Source organism: Streptomyces sp. NPDC107498, from assembly GCF_055582805.1.
Genome location: NZ_JBVJPE010000023.1, coordinates 43,141 through 62,196, shown reverse-complemented (window position 1 = coordinate 62,196; position 19,056 = coordinate 43,141). Strand labels below are relative to the sequence as shown.

Here is a 19,056-nt window from a genome sequence, read left to right as displayed (position 1 = left end):
ACGCGCACTCCGTCGTACCGGAGGCTGATCCGCAGCCGACTCGGCCGGCTGTCAGGAGAACGGGGAGCCCCTGGTGGTGAACGTTCGCTGCTCCCCTCATCGACAAAGCCACGTCCAGAGAGCCGGCTCCGCGGCCGCCGCCCTGTTGCTCAAAGAGACCCCGGCGGCCCGTACACACCGGCCAGCTCGACCGCCAGACGCGCGAGCCGCTCCCTTGCCTCCGGCGGGTCCAGCACCTCGATGCGTGTCCCCAGCCCGGCCAGCTGTGTCGCGACGACCTCCGGCGTCGGCCCGTCGACCCGTATCTCCGTCCACCCGTCGGGGAGCACCGGACCGACGTGCAGACGCCCGTCGAACAGCCGCTCCAGGATCGCCATGGCACCTGGCTCGGCCCGGGCCCGAACCGTCGCCGCGTACAGCCGCTCCTCCAAGCGCGCGGCGAACGAACGCCAGACCGTGGGAAGGTCGAAGCCGGGCGGCCGCACGACGGGCTCGCCGGTCGCCTCAACCGAGGCGACCCGGCTGAGCCGGAAGGTGCGCAAGCCCTTCTCCGTCCCGGCGACGAGGTAGTCGTGACCGGCTTTGGCCACGAGCCCGAGCGGATGGACAGTTCGCACGCCGACGGGCTTGCCGGGCCCGGCGTACCCGAGCCGCACCTGAATCCCGTCCACCACGGCCCGCCGGAGCGCATCGAGATGCGGACCGGCGGCCGTGACGTCGACGCGCGACCAGTCCGTGCCGTCGGCAAGGGCGGCCCGCGACGCGGCCTCGGCGCCCGCACGCAGGGGCGCGGGCAGTGCACGCGTCAACTTGCGCAATGCCGTACGGAGTTCGGGCGTGGTCGACGAAGGGCCCGCGAGCAGGAACAGTGCCCGGATCTCCTCGGCGGTCAGCCCGGTGAGATCCGTACGGGCACCACCGACCAGCGACCAGCCGCCGCCGCGACCACGCTGCGAGTAGACGGGAACGCCCGCGGTGGCCAGGGCCTCCAGGTCGCGGCGCGCGGTCCGCGGCGACACTTCGAGTTCGGCGGCGACCTCGGCCACGGTCACACGGGTACGCGTTTGGAGGAACAGCAGGGTCGCCACCAGGCGATCGGCTCTCATGCCGACCATTCTCTTCCGGAAAGTGGCCAGGAGATGACCTGTTCGGCTTCCAGGATGAGGTCATGACGCACATCGAGAACACCCCGCGCTCCACTGCCACCTCCGGCCCCACCGACGACCCTCGCCAGGGCCTGCTGAAGGCGATCGCGCTGGCCGGACACACCGTCGCCGCGGTCCGGCCCGAGCAGTTCGACGGGCCCACGCCCTGCACCGAATTCACCGTCCGGCAGCTGACCGGGCACCTCGTCGCCGTCCTGCGCCGGATCGCCCTCGCCGGACGCGGCGGCGACGTGACGAGCCTCCCCACGGTCGTCGACGACCTCGCGGACACCGCATGGCAGGAGGCGTGGGACGCCGCGGTGCGCGAGGTCGAAGCGGCGTGGGCGGACCCCGCGGTCCTGGGCCGGACGCTGACACTGCCCTTCGGCAACATTCCGGGTGCTGCCGCCGCAGCCGTCTGGACCTCGGAATTCACCGTGCACACCTGGGACGTGGCCACCGCGACCGGCCAGCTCCCGGACTGGGACCCCGAACTCGTGGCGATCTCGTACGCCGCCATGAGGCGCGGACTGCCCGCCGGGCCGCGTGACGGTGCGCCGTTCGGGGCTGCGGTGGACGTCGACGCGGACGCGCCGGCCATCGACCACCTCGTGGCGTGGTGCGGACGCAAGCCGTAACCAGGATCCGAAAACGGGGAGGGCGGCCCCATGGCTGGGGTCGCCCTCCCCGCACGTTCGGGCAGGACGCCGCCATGACCCGGCGGCCGGCGGTGGCGGCGGTCAGCTTGGTGGAGAGGCACGGCGGATCCGATGGCCGTCGAGCAGTCCACCGGTACGGCGCCTCGGCCGCAGAGTCGTCAGCGCAGGGTCGGTCATGCGGTCGGTCATGCGGTCCGGCCACCGGCGGACGGCGACCGGGCCGCGGCTGATCGTGTAGCGGCACGGCCCCGGGAGTCGCCGTGCCGGTGGGACGTGGGCTTCGTGGTGGTGCCGGTCGAACGCCACGGGGGCGGCGGACGTCTCGTACGGGGCGATGAAGGGGGCGGTCATCGGGCGACCCTGCGGTGGCGGGTGAGGACGGCGGCGCCGACCTGTTCGGCGGCCAGGCACTCCCACTCGGCGTGGGGACCGTCGGCCGGGAAGAGCCGCCGACCGGTACCGAGGACGGTGGGGAAGGTCAGCAGCCGGTACTCGTCGACCATGTCCGCGGCCCTCAGCCGGTCCACGACGCTCAGGCTCCCGGTGACGACCACGTCCCGCCGCTCGCGCTTGACGGCGTCGACCAGGTCGCCGTCAAGGACCTGGGAGTTCGCCCACGCCGACGTGGCGCTGCGGGGCAGGGTGCGGGAGGCGACCAGCTTCGGCACGGCGTTCATCCGCGCGGCGAACGGGTCGTCGCGGCCCGGCCACAGCCGGGAGAACAGCTGCCAGGTCGTGCGCCCGAGCAGCAGCACCCCGTCGTCCAGCGTGCGACCGAGCCGGAACTTGTCCCCGGCGACCGCCTCCGGGCCGTACCGGAAGGCCCAGCCCCCCAGCGGCGTGCCGGCGGATCCGTCCGGGTCGGCCACGACGCCGTCCAGGGTGATGAACTCGATGACGATGACACTCATGATGAGGTTCCCTTCGGTTCGGTGCTCACCAGTACGTACCGGCCGCACCGCCCCGACTCATCGCTCCCGGCGGAACTCGGTGGCGGGAATCTCGCGCGGCAGCTCGAAGGCGTCGAAGACGCGCGGATCGGCGAACACGACGTTGTGCGCGATCCGGCCGTCGGTGACGGTGAAGACCTGCAGGGTGTGCACACGGTGCACGCCGCCGGGCGCCGGTGCGTACGCGGCGAGCGCGGGCTGCCCGTTGGCGGTCAGCGCCCGCACGCCCCAGCCCGTGCCGCGCATCCCGAACACGCGGTCCATGAACCGTCCGTAGTCCTGGCTGCCCCGGTACCACAGCGGCACCGGCGGCATCTCCAGCACCGCGTCGTCGGCCAGCAGCCGCACCAGCGCGGGGACGTCCGCCGCCTCGAACGCCCGCATGTACCGCCGGACGACGGCCCGCACCTCGGGATCGTCGGGCTCGGCGACCGCGCCGGCATCGCCCACGTCGGCGAGGGCGGCCCGGGCCCGCTGCAGCGCGCTGTTGACCGCCGCGACCGTGGTCCCCAACTGTTCGGCGACTTCGGCGGCGGTGAACGCCAGCACCTCGCGCAGCACCAGCACCGCCCGCTGCCGCGCCGGCAGCACCTGCACCGCCGCCACCCACGCGAGCCGCAGATCGGCCCTGACCTCCACGTCGAACCGCGCTTCGGGAAACGGCTCCAGCCAGGGCACGTCGAGCGCGGGTACCAGCGGCGCCCCGGGATCGTCGCTCGGCGCCCCCAACCCGGACGGCAGCGGACGCCGCCCGCGTCCCTCCAGGGCGGACAGGCACGCATTGGTGGCGATCCGGTACAGCCAGGTCCGCACCGACGCACGCGCCGGATCGTACCGATCGCGGGCCTTCCACGCCCGCAGCAAGGTCTCCTGCACCAGATCCTCGGCCTCGTGGAACGAACCCGTCATCCGGTAGCAGAACGCCACCAGCTCACCCCGGTACGGTTCGAAGTCCACAGGCCCATCATGACGCACACCGGTCACACGTCTGCTGAAGCGGGGCGTCAGCAGGATCCGCCGGGGTTGTGCACTGCCGCCCTTCACCGCCCTCCCGAGACCGATGACTCTCCGTGTCCGTTCGTGGTTCAGGCCGTTGGCCTGTCACGGGGCGTGGAGGGTGGCGCCAGGGCGACTTCCGGGCTCCGCGCGCGAAATGCTCAGATCTGTCCTAGGTTGTCCATCGATCGACCGTTCTTCGGAAAGGGAGTTTTCGTGATGGCTGAGAAGGCCAAGGGCAAGATGGAGAAGGCCAAGGGCAAGGCCAAGGAGGTCGCCGGCAAGGCGACCGGGAACGAGCGGATGCAGGCCGAGGGCAAGACCGACCAGGCCAAGGGAAAGACCCGTGAGGTCACGGGCAAGGCCGAGCAGCAGGCCCGCGGGATGAAGGACTCTCTGCGCGACCGCCGGCAGCCCTGACCGCTCTGCCCCCTGCGCGTACGGCAGGCCGCGGCGCTTCCCGCGCCGCGGCCTGCCGTACGCGCAGGGAAGCCGAGAGAACGTCCTGGCGACCGGTCATGATCACGTGCTGGAGGGCGGACACGGCACTCCTGTCGAGCACTCCACCCGCCGAACAGGTCCTCCGGGACGGCGCTGACCGACTGACCGGGCCGGAGCTCCTGCCGTCCTGGCCTCCCCGGTAGGCTGCGGCAGTGCGCACGGTCGAGCTCCTGTTGGACGAGGCGGCGGACCTGGCGGTACGGGAGGCCTGGAGGCGACTCGCGGACGCGGGGCTGCCCAGCCAGGCGCGCCACCGCTCACCGACCAACAGCCCGCATCTGACTCTGGCGTCCTGCCCGGAGCTGACCGCCCCGATTCGGTGGGAGCTCGCCGAGGTGGCCGCCGCCCTGCCGTTGCCGGTGCGGTTCACCGGGACGGTCCGTTTCGAGCGGCCCACCTCGGTGCTGGCCTGGGCGCTTGATCTGGACTCCGCGCTGACCGGTTTGCACCGCCGGGTGTGGGAGGCGGTGGTCTCGGACAGCCCTTCCGAGACCCTCAATCCGTTGCACGCACCCGGGCGCTGGAGCCCGCACATCACCCTCGGCCGCACCCGGCGTGCGGGCGCCTTCGCCGATCGGCGCGTCCTCGACCTGCTGCCGGTGCCGCCGCCCTCGGCCCGGCTCGTCACCCTGCGCAGCTACGACACCGAGACCGGTGCCCTGGAGGTGCTGGAGCCCCGCCCATGAGACGACCCCGGCAGACGACGAGGGCACGGAGGGCGGAACGGGGGTGCGCGTCGTCCGGCGAGACGTCAACTCCCCTTCGTCAGACTCCGGTCGAGGACGCCGACGAGCCGTGCTCCCTCGCGGTCGGTCCCGCGGCGCCCTTGCTTCGCATCCGCCGAGGCCCTCTCCAGCCGCAGCCGTGCCGTACGTCCACGCAGGGTCAACGTCATCAACTGGTTGCCGAACCACGGCCCGCCGGTGCGCTCCCACCGGATCTCCGGTCGCGCGATCCGCCCGTGGCGGGCGAGGAGGTGCCCGATCCCCTTGGCGAACCGGCTCCAGCCGAAACGGAACCCGATCCGCATGGCGGCGGGCACCGAGTTGTGCAGCGGTGAGCAGGTGAGCTGGAAGACGCGGGAGCGCGGCGGCTGCCCGGTGGTCCAGACGGGCTCCGCCACATACGCGTGGTGGACGTCCCCGGAAAGCACGCACACCGTCGCCGGGGCGGCGTCGGCCCTCCCCACCCGGGCGACCGTCTCCGTCAGCCTTTCGAACGACGAGGTGAACGCCGCCCAGTGCTCCAGGTCCGCCCGCCGACGCAGCCACTCGCCGAAGCGCGCCCAGCGCGGGCCGCGTTCGCCCCGGCAGAGCGCCGCGTGCCAGCCCTCCGCGAAGTGGACCATCGGAGGCAGCAGCCACGGGAGCGAGGTCCCGATCAACAGGTGGTCGACGCCGTCGGGCTCGTCGAACGCCTGCGTCCGCAGCCAGGCCGCTTCCTGGGCGTCCAGCATCGTCCTGTGCTGCTCCTCCAGCACCCGCGCGGCCCGGGTGTCGACCATCAGCAGCCGGGTGCGACCGAAGTCCCTGCGGTAGCTCCAGCGCACCGACGCCGGGTCGGCATCGGCACGCTCGGCGAACGCGCGCAGCACTTCCGTGGCGTCGTCGGCCGCCAGTACCGCCGCGTACAGCTCGTCCTCGGCGAGCTCGGCGGGGGAGAGGTTCCCGAGGTGCTGGTAGACCCAGTACGACATCAGACCGCCGGTGATCCGATCGTGCCACCAGGGCGTCGCCCGCATGTCGGCCACCCAGGCGGCGCTGGTGTTCCAGTCGTCGATGACGTCGTGGTCGTCGAAGATCATGCAGCTGGGCACGGTCGAGAGCAGCCAGCGCAGTTCGGGGTCGCCCCAGGACTCGTCGTAGAGGTGGGTGTACTCCTCGTAGTCGGCGACCTGGTCCGGTGGGGCGGCGGAACCGGTGCCGGCGGCCCGTCGGTGCCGGGCGATCCAGGCGCGGGTGTCGGCGGACGTCTCGTCCGCGTACACCTGATCGCCGAGGAGGAGGAGGACGTCGGGACGCTCGGCCTCCGGGTCGGCGGCGAGCCGGGCGGAAAGGGTGTCGAGGACGTCGGGGCCCACCGGGTCGGACTCGCCCACGGCGGGCGCCGCCCACCGGCACGAACCGAAGGCGACCACCGCGTCCGCCGCCGGAACCGGCGGCGTGCGGATGGTGCTGGGCGGCCGGGACGAGTCCGCGAGGGGCCACACCTGCTCGCCGTCGAGCAGCACCTCGTACGCCGTGGCGGACCCGGGGGCGAGTCCGGTCACGACCACCAGCGCGTAGTGGTGGTCGGCGACGCGGAACGTCGGCGCCGAACCCCCCGCGCCGCCCGGGCACCGGACCTCCACCGTGCACGCCCGGTCGGTCTCGACCCACACCGTCGCGCTCGTGCCCGACTCCCAGTCGACGTACCGCAGGAGCGGCCCCAGCCTCAGACCGGCCATCACGAGTCCCCTTCCGGCGCTCCGCACGGTACGGAACGGCCCCTCCGTACGGTAGTCAACTTGACCCGGCCCCACAGGGCTGGGTTTGGAGGTAGCGCCCGGCTGGCTGCCGGGTGGGCTCCTCCGTCCAGACACCCCTTCAGGGGGTGGCAGGGACGCGTGACGCACGCCCCGCACTCCTGCGTCCCGCCCCGAAGGCCGGAGACGGACGCCGCTCGTCACCGTCGTCGACCGAGAGCCTTCACCGCGATCGCGAGTGCTGCCAAGCCCCCGGCCCCCGCCACGGCTTTCCCGATGACACGGTGGTCGTGCCGACGCCATCCGTCGTCGACGGCGCACGGCAGGGGGTCGGGGGCGAACACGGTGCCGTCGTGCGAGGAGACCGGGCCGCCCCGTACGGCGAACGTGTCCACCAGGGGCCCGACCAGTCGGTCGTACAGGCCGGGCACAAGAGCGTGCGCCCAGACGCCGACACGCTGTGTTCGTCCCACGACGATCTGACGCCGAGGGCGATCGACGGCACGCACCACCGCGGCCACCACTCGTTCCGGCGACGTCACAGGCGGCAGCGGCCGGATCCGGCGACCGGTGTAGTTCGCGGCATGACGATGGATCGGCGTGTCGACCGCGCCCGGCAGAACGACGCACACGGCGATGCCAGGAGCGTCGCGCAACTCCTGACGCAGCACCTCGGAGAAACCGAGCAAGCCCCACTTCGAGGTCACATACGGTGAGACATAGGGGGACGAGAGCCGTCCGTACAGGGAGCCGATGTTGACGAGCACCCCCTTGCCCTGGGACCTGAACTGCGGCAGCACCGCCCGGGCCGCGTGGACCTGGCCGAACAGCGTGGTGTTCACGATCTGCCGGAACACAGGGCCGGGAGTGTCCTCGAACAGGCCGTAGCTCCACACGGCCGCGGCGTTCACCCAGGCGTCGATGCGCCCGAACCTTTCGACGGCACTTCGGGCCAGGACACGGACGGCCGCTTCGTCGCCGACGTCCGTCGGGACGACCAGTACCCGTCCTCCTCGCCGCTCGCACTCCCGCGCGACCGCGACGAGGGTCCGCTCGGTGCGGGCCGCCAGTACGAGGTCGGCCCCGCGGGCGGCGAGTGCCTGCGCCACCCCGCGGCCGATGCCGCTGGACGCTCCGGTGACCACCACCACGGGCCGGGCCGCCCGGTTCACGGCGCCCCGCCGATCCGGTGGGCCCTGACGCCCCGACTGTGGACGGCTGACCACGAGTCCTTGGCCGGTCGGCGAAGGCGGAGCAGCTGAAGGCGGGACGGTTGGTTCGATCCGGTCAGGTGCTCCGAGAACGTGATCACTTGCGGTCCGACCTGTACGAGGGTGAGGGCCCGGATGCCGACCGACGTCAGTGCGGCAGGTGGCAGCTGATCCCGGCCGGCAGGTGCGGGGAGAGGGCCGCGGCGCGCTGCCACATGCCCGAAACCTGCTCGGCGGGCCGCTGTTGCTCGCCGTGCAGGGCGTTGAGCACCACCAGACACCCCGTGAGCGCCGGTACCACCCACTGCGCACAGGCCAGCTGCCGACGTGCCCTGTCGAGGTCGACGGGGTGCTTGCTCGCCTTCTCGGCGTCCTCGGGATCGGAGGAAGAGGCCAGCTCGACCTTCTTCCCCAGTACGCGGGCGTAGGCGGTGGCTGCCAGGGCCGCCGCGGTGACGACGGTCTTGGCCGCGGTGGAGGCGGCGACGCCCTGCTGGGTGGCGACGCGGTGGGCGTTCACGGCCAGGAGCCCCCCGCTGCCGAACAGGTGCACACCGATGGCAGCGGCATTGACCGGCGTCCACTTCGCCCAGCCGGCAGAGGCGATCCGGTCCGTGGCCTCCTTCGTACCGCCTTCACTCCTGGCAGCACCGTTGAGGCCGACCGCACCCATCAGCGAGCCGCCGAACCAAGCGGCCAGGCCCACATCGTGCAGACTGCGAATCAGCGTGTGACGTTCGGACACGGTAGTGCTCCTTCTGGGCGGTGGGAGAGGGCTTGGCCGACGCAGGCGTCGCACCCCAGCCCACCCTCACCCGGCCCCGGACACACCGCCACCACGGTGAGCCGGATGGGTGCGATGCTCCACCGCTCACCAGGAGCTTCGCGCACTCGTCCACCCGTCGGCGATCGATCCGTCCAACGCTCACCCGCGGCACCTTGCCGTCCGGCTGCCCGCACACCGCCGGAAGACCGGTCCACGCCGGCGGCGCGACTCGCCCCCCACCCTCTCGCCGAAGCCCTGCACGCCCGCCGCCCGGCCTTTGCCATCCCCGACGGGACGCTGCCGCCGATCGACAGGTCCGCCGCCGACACCCCGCACTCCTCCGGCACGCACAAGCGGTACGGCATGAACACCCAGGTCCTGACCGGCCCGCACCGTTGGTCGTCGGTGCGGGCCGGTCACCCGTCTCGTGTCCTGAGACGCCGTTTCCTTTGGTGCCGATGGTGCCCGCTGGGCGGCAGGGCCGGTATCGCAGGGCGTCAGTGGTGATCGCACGGGGCACGAGCAGCGGTCGAGGGACCCGCTTCGCGCTGGGGGTGCGGCCCTCGGCGCAGGTCGTTACGAGGGCCAGCCGCCGTACGGCACGGTGATGAGTTCCATGGCGTGGCCCGCCGGGTCCATGAAGTACACGCCGCGGCCGCCGTCGTTGTGGTTGATCGCGCCGGGCTGCTTCCGGTGGGGGTCGGCGTAGTGCTCGATGCCGCGCTGCCTGATCTGCGCGTACGCCGCGTCGAACTCCTCCTCGGAGATCAAGAAGGCGTAGTGCTGGGGGGTGATGCTGTCCGCGGGGACGGTGGCGAAGTCCAGCGTGACGCCGTTGCTCAGGCCGACCGCGATGAACGGACCCCATTCGGCGGTGATCTCAAGGCCGAGCAGGTTCGCGAAGAATTCTGCGGATTCCCGGTTGTCCCGGGCGTGGACGATCGTGTGGTTCAACTCGACTGACAAGGAATGCCTCCGAAGGCATGTCCCGACACCTCCATGCCTCACCCGGCCGGTGACCGACACGCGATGTCAGCGTAGATCGTAGTCCTGCCGTCGCCCTGTCGTCTACGGAGTGACTGATCGTTTCAGAAAGCCAGCCGTGACGGCCTCGGGCTCATGTCAGGGGTCCTGCCCGAGTAGTTCTGCAATCCGCTGGGCGGCCCTGTCCGTCGGCAGCCCGGTCGGCCGGGAAGGTCGTTCAGCGCCATCCCTTCCCGAGCGCCGTCGCCACCACGGACGTCTGCGCATTCCCGACAGGAGAGCGCTCGCAGGCGTGCTGTACCTCCTGCGAACCGGCGTCGCCCGGCGCGATGTCCCCGCCGACACCGTGGGCTGTCCCGGAGTGACGGCCTGATGCCGTCGGCGGGACCCGGGAGCGGTGACGGGAAAACGGCGCGACGGGGCAACCTTCCGGCGGGGCCGTGAGTCTCCTTGACGATCACACGGGTGATCGCACCTACGAGGAGACCATCATCACCGCCATACGCAAGACCCTCACCGCCACCGCAGTCGTCGGCGCCGTCCTGGTGGGCTCGGCCGCCTGCGGCACGGTGCAGCAGCTGTCCGCCGGGCAGAAGCTGGACAAGGCCTTCGAGAAGCTGGGCAAGGAGAAGTCGATCTCCTTCGAGCTGGACCTGGACGTCGACGCCGAGACCCTCAAGCGCATGGATGCCTCGTCGGACCCGGAGCCCGGCGAGGAGATCCCGGCCGAGGCCGCCGAGCTCGTCAGCGGTCTGAAGGTCAGCGTCACGGTGGAGTCGAAGAAGCCGATCGGCGACTCCGAGGAGAAGGACTTCGTCGGTACGGCCGTGAAGGTCAGCTCCCCCGACGGTGACCTCCTCGAGTACCGGACCATCAGTGACCGCGCCTACGTCCGGTCCGACGTCAAGACCCTCGGCAAGACGATGGGCGCCCCCCTGCCGACCGCCGACCAGCTGCCGCCGGGGGCCGAGGGCCTCAAGAAGGCGCTGGAGGGCAAGTGGGTCACGTTCGACACGAAGGAGATGAAGAAGGCCGGCCGGGAGATGGGCCAGGAGCCCGGCACCGCGCCGTCCCCGGACCCCACCCTTGACGCCGGCACCCAGAAGAAGCTCACCAAGGCCCTTCGCGAGGTCATCGCCCGTGAGGTCGAGTTCAAGACCGCCGGGGGCGAGGACGGCACCGAGCACATCACCGCCACCGCTCCGTTCCGCACCCTGGTCGGGGAACTGCTCGGCGAGATCCGTCCGCTGGTCAAGGACCTGCCGCCCGGCGTGGACCTGCCGTCGGACAAGGACCTGAAGGACGTCCCCGACGCCAAGGTGGCGGCCGACTTCACGCTCAAGAACGGCGCGCTGGCCGAGGTGCGCGTCGACCTCGCCAAGCTGGCCGAGAACGCCGAGGTCAAGAAGTTCGGCCTGGTGCTGAGGACGAGCGGGGGCGTCAGGCCCGTGGCTCCGGCCGGAGCCACCGAGCTGGACCTGGAGGAGATCATGGGCGGCTTCGCCGGCGCCATGATGCCGGAGGAAGGACTCGGTGAGGGCGGCTTCGACGAGAGCGGCCTCGGCGAGGGCGAGCTCCCCGACGAGCCCCTCGCCGACGGCGCCGCGTAAGCACGTACCGTTCCCGGCACAGACCGGACCGGCCTGGTGGATGCGCGTCGCCCCTGCCCCTGCTGTGGTCACCTCGTCTTCGAGGGGGAAGACGGGTGGCCCGGTTCCCGTGCCGTCTGCCCGGTCTGCTCCCGGGAGGACGACCTGGTGCGGTTCCGCCGGCCGTTCAGGCCGGGTGGTGCCCATCGGTGGTCACTCGCCGAGGCCCAGGGGTTCAGCGTCGGCCATGAGCAGGATCGGCGACCGAGGTCCCCTTGATCCGTCAGCCGCATGAGGGTCTTCCCCACGTGATGGCCGTGGGGAAGAGGCCCCCACCGCTGGGACCGGCCCCGGACCGTGTTGTCGGTGGCGGCTGGAAGGCTGGTCGGCATGAACGGTGACGAGCAGCTGCTGCGCGGTCGGGTCTACGGCCGTGACCACGACGATCCCGACCCGGGTCCGCGACCGGACCGGACCTACGCCGAACTCGTCGGCGGCCCGCTGGACGGCCTGCTGCTGGACGTCCACGGCCGACGGGCCGAGGAGATCGACGACGGCGTGGCCCTGCCCACCGAGCTCTCCCGATGGCCCGGTGGGCGTGCGCTGTACGACCCGCGCCCCGACGAGCCGCGCACGCCGGGCCCGGGCATCGCCTGCCGCTTCTACTACACGGGCGACACCCCCTGACCGATGCCCTCACCAGGCCGCGTCTTGTCGCCCGCTGTCCGTTACAGGGGGAGCGGGCGACTCCTCTCGCCGTCCTGGCCGGACCGGAACCGTGGTGGGAATGAAGAGCACCCGCCTTCCCGGGCGCAGCCGGTCACCGCTGTCGTCCCCCCGATCGGTGTCCGTCACGATGCCGCCCACGACCTTGTCACCGACAGCCTGATGGTCCACTTCGCCGTCACGTGCCCGGGCGAGGCCCTGGAGCACCACCTGCGGCACTACGCCGTCGCGTTCCGGAACTGGACGGCGCCGCCGGGGCCCGCGCCTGAAACCCCTCACCCCTGGTCGGGCGCCGGGACTGCCCGGCGCCCAGGGCCGTCGTGCCACGTTGTTCCGCTGTGGCGAGAGGAGCACGGCTACGAGGCGGGCGGACGGCGGAGGAGGTCAGCGGCGAGCCTGCCCGGTCGGCCGAGCCCGCCGCCGGGATCGAGTGCTCCAGGAGCCGAAGCAGCCCGATCGTCTCGCGGGCCTCGGCGTGGATGAGCAGAGCGGGGCGGGGCTCGTCGGGGTAGGTGCCGGTCACCGGCTCGGCGATGTCGTCGTCCCTGCCGTACTCAACCCCCTGCCTGCGCGGGGGTACGGCCGGACGCGGGCCCGATCGGTGGGCGCACCGGCTCCCCCGCCGGCCTTCAGCCGAGCTGCTCGGCCAGTCCGACGATGATCCCTTCTGGGCCGCGGACGTAACAGAGCCGGTAGCTGTCCTCGTACTGCGCCAGCTCGCCGACAAGTCCGGCGCCGTGAGTGCGCAGGCGGGCGACGGTGTCCTCGATGTCGTCGACGGCGAACATGACGCGGTGCGTGCCCAGGACGTTGTGCGGCCGGTCACGCGGCCCGGTACTGATCGCGGCGGGGTTGCGGTACTTCGCCAGTTCGAGCCGGCTGTGACCGTCAGGTGTCCGGAGCATTGCGATGTCACAGCGAACGCCGTCGAGTCCGGTGCACCGGTCAGCGAAAAGACCTTCCACCTCCGCCCGGCCCTCCAGCTCCATACCGAGTTCCACGAAGAACGCGATGGCCGCGTCCATGTCCTCGACCACGATGCCGACGTTGTCCATCCGCTGAATCGCCATGCCGGTTTCTCCTTCTTCCTCGTACCACCGGGGGACCGCCGGTACCCATGGGACGCAGCCGGGAGCGCCCTCTCGACATCTTCCGGCACCAATCCGGCACGGCCGGGGCGTCTCTTTCGGATCCTGCCCGACCCGCGCCGTCCGGCGCCGCATCTCGCTCCGTCGTCGAGGCCCCGAGTACGCCCGGTACGCGGGGGCCCCTCCGCCTCGCGATGCACGGCACCGGACGACGCGGGCTCAAGCGACGGGATCCGGAAGAGACGGCCTGGCCGAGTCCCGCCGAACGGGCCGTGCGCACGTCACCGGTGCGGTGCGGCACGATCGGCTCGACACACACCGGCGTTCGGCGGGCCGCTCGGGAGTACGGGGGCGGATCCGTGGTCTGATGCAGCAGTTCGTGTCCGGTCGGATCCTCACCCGGATGGCCTGATGAGCACTTCGCACCCCGCGGCACCGCCGCCCTCTCCCGCAGACCCGTCCGGAGCCGAGGCCGAGCCCCGGCACGCCGGATGGCTGGAGCTCTTCTTCGACCTGGTCTTCGTCGCGTTCGTCGCCCAGCTCTCGCACGGGTTGCACGGCGACCCCGGCTGGCACGAGTTCGGCGTCTTCCTCGGCCTCTACTTCCCGCCCTGGTGGATGTGGGCCAACCTCACCGTCTCCGCCAACCTCTTCCATGACGACAGCGCCCGCCGCCGGCTCGCCATGCTGGCCGCCATGCTGTGTCTCGCGGTGATGGCCGCGGCCGTCCCCGAGGCCGACGGCGACCGGGGACCGGCCTATGCGCTCGGCTATGCCGGGACCCGCCTGGTCCTGCTCGCCCTGTGGTGGCCCGCCACCCGTTTCCCGGCGCCCGTCCGGGTCCCGCGCTGGCGCCCGCTGACCTACTGCCTGCTCTCCGCACTGCTCTGGGCGGGCTCGGCGGCCGTTCCCGCGCCCTGGCGCTACCCGGTCTGGGCCGGGCTGCTGCTCGCGGAGATGGTCCTGCTGCTGACCGCGCGGGGCAGGGGCATTCCCGGACGGGTCCACACGGGGCACCTGGTCGAGCGGGTCGGACTCTTCGTGATCATCGTGCTCGGCGAGTCGGTCCTCGGCCTGATCACCTCCACGGACCACACCTGGACCGCGGAGGCCGGCGTCGTGGCGGTGCTCGGGTTCGTCCTGCTGGCCGCACTGTGGTGGTCGTACTTCGACTTCGCCTCGGCGGCGGCCGAGCGGGTCATCGGCGCCGCGGGCACCCGTGAGGCGTACCTCCTCGCCCGTGACGTGGGCGGCTTCCTGCACTTCTTCGTCACCGCCGCCGTCATCTCCATGGCGGCGGGCCTGGCCACGGCCGTGGACGAGTCCGGCCACGACCACCTTCCCCGCGGCGCGGTGTGGGCGCTCGCGGGCGGCCTCGCGCTCTACCACGCGGCGCACGCCGCGATCGGCCTGCGCTTCGGTCGGCCCGTGCGCGAGGTGGCGTCCTGGGCGGTCCCCGGCGTCGGCATCCCCCTCCTGGTCGTCCTCGGCACGGACGCGCTGGCGCCGTGGCTGGTGGTCCTGCTCCTGGCGACCGAGGCCATCGCCCACCTGCTGTACGCGAAGGCGGCGACCGCCCGCCGGACGCGGACCGTCGGCGGATGAGAGCCGTCCGGGCGCCGGACGGCGGGCGTACCGGCTTCGTCCACGAGAACCGGTTCGGGCACAGCTTCTGCGAACAGCCACTCTGAGTAACGACGGGTGCTTCCGAATGTCGCAGGAAGCTGCCCGAAAACAAGCAGGACGGGGCCGGCCGGATGCGAACCGGCGTCCTCCCCCATGCGGTGAAGGCGCGACGACCACTGCGCTACGAACCCCGTCCCGCCAGGGATCATGCGAGCCCCAGCGCCCCGCCGCCTCGCATGTCGAGGGCTGGGGGATCACTCGGCGTGACGGCACCACAGAACGTGAGCCAGAACGCTTGAGCCAGGTGGACAGACGATCCGTCATCCGTGGCCCGGCGACGGCCGGTGCGGGCGCGGCGGCCGGTTCGGTCGTCACGGGCGGCACCCCGGCGTGCGCCACAGGTTGCTGAGCGGAGGGGGAAAGGCCGAGCGGCGGGCTCACGCGCTCGGGCATCATGACGGCATGTGCGATCAGTCTGTCGAATGGGTGACCCTCTTCCGCTTCGAGAACGTCGCCGGTGGCCCGCGGCCGGGCCGGCTGACGGCGGTTTGACTGCGGGACCGAGGCATCGACTGGCATCCGTTCACCGACGACGAGGTCAGGGTCGATCTGATGTGCGGGGTCCGCTCGGACGGACACTGGCACGGCACGATCGCGGTCCGCTTCCGCGCGGATGCTCTTCGGCGACTCGGACTGCATCCCGACCAGCCGACTTCGGCACAGGCGGTACCGTTGCCGCCGAAGTGGTAGGGGCCGTGGGCTCGATGAGCCCCGGTCATCGCCCGACGAGGACGAGGGCACCGCGCGCGGGTACCGCGCCGAGGACGGTTGCAAGGCGGTGGCCGGCCCGATGGTCACCACCGCGATGACGGTCAGGGAGGCGCTGAGCGCGATCCGGCGGTCTTGACCGGTCAGGTGGACAGCGATCGCGCCGGTCTGCAGGAGTACGAGGCCGATGGCCGCAACCAGAGCGAGCGGGAGCGCGATGCCGGTCGGCGGCGGTAGGACCAGGCCGACCGCGTCCGGATACGCGTGAGCGCGGAGGCCGGCACCACGACCATCACCGTCGGGATTCTCGACGACGGCACGGACCCGGGCGCAACCCGGCCGGTCGCCGCCTTCCGCCGGGCCCGCCTCGGCATCGACATCCGGGTCCGCGAGAACGATCTGACCTGCGGGCTGCGCACCGGACCGGTCGACGTCGCGCTGACCCGGGCGTCGTTCGACGGGACCGCGCTGACGGCATGGCGCCGAGCCGGGTGGTGGCGGTGTGGAACGAGGGCGACACCAACCCACCGATCCGGTCCTTCATCGAGAGGGCGGCAGCCGCCCACCGCGCCTGAGCGCCGTCACGCCGCGCTGCCGCTGCTCGCGAACCGGCGCCAACGGCAACGGAGCCACCCGGGCCGTCACCCGCGCCCATGACGTCCGCCGGTCACAAGGCTCGTACCGGACGACCGCCGAGCAGGGCGACCGTCCGGTACGGGCATCCCGCGGTCCCGCCCGGTGACGCGGTCGGGTCCGCACGCGGGGACGACTGCGCTGGTGCGGTGACGGGCCCGCGCGTGTCGGGCGTGTCGGTGGAACCGGGAAAGGCTCGCTTCCGAAGGATGGTGGCGGCCGCACCGTCGGCCGCGACCGAACGACGTACGCCAGAGCGAAATGGACGTGGTGTGACCGGAAGACACAGTCGGCACCGGGGTTTCGGTGCTGCGGTATTGGCGGCAGCCCTCATCTGGGGATGCGCCACTGCCGGGAACGCCCGGCCCTCCGACGCGGCCCCCGGGGGCTTCGAGCAGGCGGCCGAGCAGGCGGCGGCGGAATTCGGCGTGCCGAAGGAAGTGCTTCTCGGCGTCAGCTACGAGTCCTCGTGGTGGGAGGCCAACGAAGGCCGCCCGAGCACCAAGGGCGGTTACGGTCCGATGCACCTGACGGACACGACGTCCGGGGGAACCTACGCCCATCGCCCGGGCGAAGGGCCGGTGGACGCCACCGGCACCGACGACCCGTCCGAGCACACGCTGCAGGCTGCCGCCGCGATGATCGGCGTCGCGCCCGAGACCCTCAAGCGGGACGAACTGCAGAACCTTCGAGGCGGCGCTGCCCTGCTCGCCTCGTACCAACGGCGGATCACCCGTCGGATGCCGCTCGACCCGGGTGGCTGGTACGGGGCCGTGGCGCGCTACAGCCAAGCCCCCGACACCACCGTTGCCGGACGGTTCGCCGACGGCGTCTTCGAAGCGATCCGCGGCGGCAGGCACAGGGTGCGCAAGGACGGCCGGAGCGTGTCGTTGCCGAAGGCGCCGTCCATCCGTCCGACGAGGTCACAGCTCGCGTTCCTGGGGCTGCGGACGCAGACCGCGGCGGTGGCGCCGGAGTGCCCGAGCCGGCTGAACTGCCGGTTCGCCCCCGCTGCCGTCTCGAACTACCAGGTGTCCTCGCGGAACGCGAACGGCCTGGACATCGACTTCATCGTCATTCATGACCTCGAAGGGTCGTACGACGGGGGAGTCAGCTGGTTCCAGGATCCGGCCAGCGGGGCCTCCGCGCACTACGTGATGAAGGCCGACGGCAGTGCGGCGACGCAGATGGTCGCCACCAAGGACATCGCGTTCCACGCCGGAAACTACTGGTTGAACCTGCACGGCGTCGGCATCGAGCTGGAGGGATACGCCGCCCAGGGGCCGACCTGGTTCACTCCGGCCCAGTACGAGGCGACTGCCGCGCTGGTGGTCTACCTGGCCAGGCGCTTCGACATCCCCCTGGACCGCAAGCACATCATCGGGCACGACAACGTCCTTCCGCCGAGGCCGGCCCGCGTGCCGGACGCACACTGGGATCCCGGCCCCTATTGGGACTGGGAGAAGTTCATGGCCCTCGTCGGCGCCGAGGCCCTCGAGAAGGGCGGGGCCATCGGCATCGGACAGGCGATCACCATCGCCCCGAAGTACGGCGAGAACGCGCAGAGGGTGACGGTGTGCGCCCCGACGTGCCGCACCCAGACACAGCCTTCGAACTTCCTCCACGTCCGCACGGAGCCCCGTGCCGATGCCCCGCTCGTCTCCGACCTCGCCCTCCGTCCGGACGGCTCGGCGGGAACCGAGCACATCGACGACTGGGGTTCCACCGCGATGTGGGGGCAGGAGTTCGTGGTCGCCGACGTGCGAGGGGACTGGACGGCCATCTGGTTCGGCGGGAGGAAAGGATGGATCCACAACCCGGCGGGCGCGAACACCCGCCCCGCCCCGAACGCGCGGATCGTCCGTCCTGCGAGCGGGGCGAAGTCGGTCTCCGTCTACACGACGGCCTACCCTCGCGCCGACGAGTACCCCCGAGGACTGCCCGCGTCGGCGCAGACGCGGTTCACCATGTACGCGTTCCCGCAGGGGCAGGCGTACGTGGCCGCCGACGCACCGTTCGACGCCGACGACTTCTTCCCCGCCACCCCCTCGCGCCGGGAGGTCGTGGTCTCCGGTGACCAGCAGTACGACGTGATCCAGTACAACCGGCGCCTGGCCACCACGAACACCGCGGAGACAGCCCGATGACCGTGGATCCGGCCGGCGGTCCAGAGCGGGCCCCGGCAGAACCCCGGCAGCACGACCCGCCGCCGCAGACGGGGGAGCGGCAGAGCCCCTCGCCATGGAAGCGAAGCCGACGGTCGCCTGTAGGCCATGGGGAGACCCGGGCTGATCGCAGGCGTGGCGAGAACAGGTGACGGTTGCGTGCGGGCAGGACCGAACCCGGAGCGGCTGACGCTCGCAGGTGCGGACCCCGCCGCCGACGTCGGTTTCGGCGAGGTCACCCTGTCCGCGCTCGCCCGGCGTTTGGACGTGACACCCGCGAGCCCGTACGCGCACGTGAAGAACTCCCACGAGCTCAAGACCCGGATCGCGCTGCTCGCCCCGGAGGAACTCGCCGACCGGGCCGCCGAAGTGGTCGCCGGGCGTGCGGGCAAGGACGCCTTGACGGCCTTCGCGCACGCCTACCGGGACTACGCCCGAGCGCACCCGGGCCGTTACGAAGCGGCCCGGTACCGGCTCGGTCCGCAGACCCCCATGGCCGGCGCGGGCGTCCGGCACGCACGGATGACGCGGGCGCTCCTTCGCGGCTACGATCTGCCCGGGCCGGACCAGACGCACGCGGTCCGCATGCCGGGCAGCGTCTTCCACGGTTACGCCTCCCCCGGGGCGGCCGGAGCGTTCGACCACACGGACGTCGCCGCGCAGCAGTCCTGGGCCTGGGCCCTTGACCGCCTCGACACCGCGTTGCGGACCGGCTCCGCGCCCTGGCCGAACCGCGTCACCGGCATCGGCCGCACGCGCCCACCGTCCTGACAGCCCCACCCCAG

Annotated in this window: 17 protein-coding genes, 1 tRNA gene and 2 pseudogenes; 10 read left to right on the top strand and 10 right to left on the bottom strand. The window is 72.0% G+C overall.

The genetic code is table 11. The annotated features are described in order from the left end of the window. Positions 1–149: 149 nt before the first annotated feature. Positions 150–1,088: a helix-turn-helix transcriptional regulator gene (locus ACZ66Z_RS30625; RefSeq protein ID WP_469938666.1), complete on the bottom strand. Its 939-nt coding sequence runs from the start codon at positions 1,086–1,088 to the stop codon at positions 150–152. 80 nt (positions 1,089–1,168) lie between these two features. Here ACZ66Z_RS30625 and ACZ66Z_RS30620 point away from each other — a divergent pair, with 80 nt between their 5' ends. Beyond that, positions 1,169–1,783 carry a TIGR03086 family metal-binding protein gene (locus ACZ66Z_RS30620; RefSeq protein WP_469938664.1) on the top strand — a complete coding sequence of 205 codons (615 nt, stop codon included), beginning with the start codon at positions 1,169–1,171 and terminating at the stop codon, positions 1,781–1,783. Positions 1,784–2,151: 368 nt separating this feature from the next. On the opposite strand, the gene ACZ66Z_RS30615 is transcribed toward ACZ66Z_RS30620, so the two are convergent. Together ACZ66Z_RS30615 and ACZ66Z_RS30610 are read right to left on the bottom strand one after the other, a co-directional pair. Continuing rightward, positions 2,152–2,715 (bottom strand): dihydrofolate reductase family protein, encoded by a 564-nt coding sequence (locus ACZ66Z_RS30615; RefSeq protein ID WP_469938662.1) that lies wholly within the window; start codon positions 2,713–2,715, stop codon positions 2,152–2,154. A 57-nt stretch (positions 2,716–2,772) separates the two neighbouring features. Continuing rightward, positions 2,773–3,711 (bottom strand): RNA polymerase subunit sigma-70, encoded by a 939-nt coding sequence (locus ACZ66Z_RS30610; protein ID WP_469938738.1) that lies wholly within the window; start codon positions 3,709–3,711, stop codon positions 2,773–2,775. 258 nt (positions 3,712–3,969) lie between these two features. Here ACZ66Z_RS30610 and ACZ66Z_RS30605 point away from each other — a divergent pair, with 258 nt between their 5' ends. Both ACZ66Z_RS30605 and ACZ66Z_RS30600 read left to right on the top strand, forming a co-directional pair. After that, positions 3,970–4,170 (top strand): CsbD family protein, encoded by a 201-nt coding sequence (locus tag ACZ66Z_RS30605; protein WP_469938660.1) that lies wholly within the window; start codon positions 3,970–3,972, stop codon positions 4,168–4,170. A gap of 233 nt (positions 4,171–4,403) precedes the next feature. After that, positions 4,404–4,937 carry a 2'-5' RNA ligase family protein gene (locus ACZ66Z_RS30600; RefSeq protein WP_469938659.1) on the top strand — a complete coding sequence of 178 codons (534 nt, stop codon included), beginning with the start codon at positions 4,404–4,406 and terminating at the stop codon, positions 4,935–4,937. A 65-nt stretch (positions 4,938–5,002) separates the two neighbouring features. On the opposite strand, the gene ACZ66Z_RS30595 is transcribed toward ACZ66Z_RS30600, so the two are convergent. The 4 genes from ACZ66Z_RS30595 to ACZ66Z_RS30580 all read right to left on the bottom strand — a co-directional run bounded on the left by ACZ66Z_RS30595 (position 5,003) and on the right by ACZ66Z_RS30580 (position 9,658). Next, positions 5,003–6,697, bottom strand: a complete 1,695-nt coding sequence (locus ACZ66Z_RS30595; protein WP_469938657.1) for an alkaline phosphatase D family protein — start codon at positions 6,695–6,697, stop codon at positions 5,003–5,005. A gap of 218 nt (positions 6,698–6,915) precedes the next feature. After that, entirely contained in the window at positions 6,916–7,860 is a 945-nt protein-coding gene (locus tag ACZ66Z_RS30590; protein WP_469938736.1) for an SDR family NAD(P)-dependent oxidoreductase, read from the bottom strand. Positions 7,861–8,074: 214 nt separating this feature from the next. Continuing rightward, complete coding sequence (locus ACZ66Z_RS30585; protein ID WP_469938655.1) at positions 8,075–8,671, bottom strand: hypothetical protein; 597 nt, start codon at positions 8,669–8,671, stop codon at positions 8,075–8,077. A 597-nt stretch (positions 8,672–9,268) separates the two neighbouring features. Beyond that, positions 9,269–9,658: a VOC family protein gene (locus ACZ66Z_RS30580; RefSeq protein WP_469938653.1), complete on the bottom strand. Its 390-nt coding sequence runs from the start codon at positions 9,656–9,658 to the stop codon at positions 9,269–9,271. Between the two features lie 587 nt (positions 9,659–10,245). Here ACZ66Z_RS30580 and ACZ66Z_RS30575 point away from each other — a divergent pair. The 3 genes from ACZ66Z_RS30575 (at position 10,246) to ACZ66Z_RS30565 (ending at position 11,952) form a co-directional block, all read left to right on the top strand. After that, positions 10,246–11,286, top strand: a complete 1,041-nt coding sequence (locus ACZ66Z_RS30575; protein WP_469938734.1) for a hypothetical protein — start codon at positions 10,246–10,248, stop codon at positions 11,284–11,286. A 36-nt stretch (positions 11,287–11,322) separates the two neighbouring features. Beyond that, the gene (locus tag ACZ66Z_RS30570; protein WP_469938651.1) at positions 11,323–11,544 is read left to right on the top strand and encodes a CPCC family cysteine-rich protein; all 222 of its coding nucleotides are present in this window, start codon (positions 11,323–11,325) and stop codon (positions 11,542–11,544) included. A gap of 111 nt (positions 11,545–11,655) precedes the next feature. After that, on the top strand, positions 11,656–11,952 hold the full coding sequence (locus ACZ66Z_RS30565; RefSeq protein ID WP_469938732.1) for a hypothetical protein: 297 nt from the start codon (positions 11,656–11,658) through the stop codon (positions 11,950–11,952). 668 nt (positions 11,953–12,620) lie between these two features. Here the strand turns inward: ACZ66Z_RS30565 and ACZ66Z_RS30560 are convergent. Then, complete coding sequence (locus ACZ66Z_RS30560) at positions 12,621–13,061, bottom strand: VOC family protein (RefSeq protein ID WP_469938650.1); 441 nt, start codon at positions 13,059–13,061, stop codon at positions 12,621–12,623. A gap of 429 nt (positions 13,062–13,490) precedes the next feature. Here ACZ66Z_RS30560 and ACZ66Z_RS30555 point away from each other — a divergent pair, with 429 nt between their 5' ends. Further along, positions 13,491–14,684: a low temperature requirement protein A gene (locus tag ACZ66Z_RS30555; protein ID WP_469938649.1), complete on the top strand. Its 1,194-nt coding sequence runs from the start codon at positions 13,491–13,493 to the stop codon at positions 14,682–14,684. Positions 14,685–14,823: 139 nt separating this feature from the next. Here ACZ66Z_RS30555 and ACZ66Z_RS30550 read toward each other — a convergent pair. Further along, positions 14,824–14,896, bottom strand: a tRNA-Ala gene (locus ACZ66Z_RS30550). Between the two features lie 640 nt (positions 14,897–15,536). Further along, positions 15,537–15,725, bottom strand: a pseudogene (locus tag ACZ66Z_RS30545) (DoxX family protein); the annotation flags it as partial. Here ACZ66Z_RS30545 and ACZ66Z_RS30540 point away from each other — a divergent pair. The 3 genes and pseudogenes from ACZ66Z_RS30540 to ACZ66Z_RS30530 all read left to right on the top strand — a co-directional run. Then, positions 15,711–15,947 (top strand): annotated as a pseudogene (locus tag ACZ66Z_RS30540) (LysR family transcriptional regulator); the annotation flags it as partial. The pseudogenes ACZ66Z_RS30545 and ACZ66Z_RS30540 overlap by 15 nt on opposite strands. 476 nt (positions 15,948–16,423) lie before the next feature. Then, complete coding sequence (locus tag ACZ66Z_RS30535; protein ID WP_469938648.1) at positions 16,424–18,253, top strand: N-acetylmuramoyl-L-alanine amidase; 1,830 nt, start codon at positions 16,424–16,426, stop codon at positions 18,251–18,253. Between the two features lie 177 nt (positions 18,254–18,430). After that, positions 18,431–19,042 carry a TetR/AcrR family transcriptional regulator gene (locus ACZ66Z_RS30530; RefSeq protein WP_469938646.1) on the top strand — a complete coding sequence of 204 codons (612 nt, stop codon included), beginning with the start codon at positions 18,431–18,433 and terminating at the stop codon, positions 19,040–19,042. Positions 19,043–19,056 lie beyond the last annotated feature (14 nt).

Excerpts from the sequence above, each read along its gene's own strand:
- ACZ66Z_RS30620 (WP_469938664.1), top strand. The coding sequence starts at position 1,169 with ATGACGCACATCGAGAACACCCCGCGCTCCACTGCCACCTCCGGCCCC.
- ACZ66Z_RS30615 (WP_469938662.1), bottom strand. The coding sequence starts at position 2,715 with ATGAGTGTCATCGTCATCGAGTTCATCACCCTGGACGGCGTCGTGGCC.
- ACZ66Z_RS30605 (WP_469938660.1), top strand. The coding sequence starts at position 3,970 with ATGGCTGAGAAGGCCAAGGGCAAGATGGAGAAGGCCAAGGGCAAGGCC.
- ACZ66Z_RS30595 (WP_469938657.1), bottom strand. The coding sequence starts at position 6,697 with ATGGCCGGTCTGAGGCTGGGGCCGCTCCTGCGGTACGTCGACTGGGAG.
- ACZ66Z_RS30565 (WP_469938732.1), top strand. The coding sequence starts at position 11,656 with ATGAACGGTGACGAGCAGCTGCTGCGCGGTCGGGTCTACGGCCGTGAC.
- ACZ66Z_RS30560 (WP_469938650.1), bottom strand. The coding sequence starts at position 13,061 with ATGGCGATTCAGCGGATGGACAACGTCGGCATCGTGGTCGAGGACATG.
- ACZ66Z_RS30555 (WP_469938649.1), top strand. The coding sequence starts at position 13,491 with ATGAGCACTTCGCACCCCGCGGCACCGCCGCCCTCTCCCGCAGACCCG.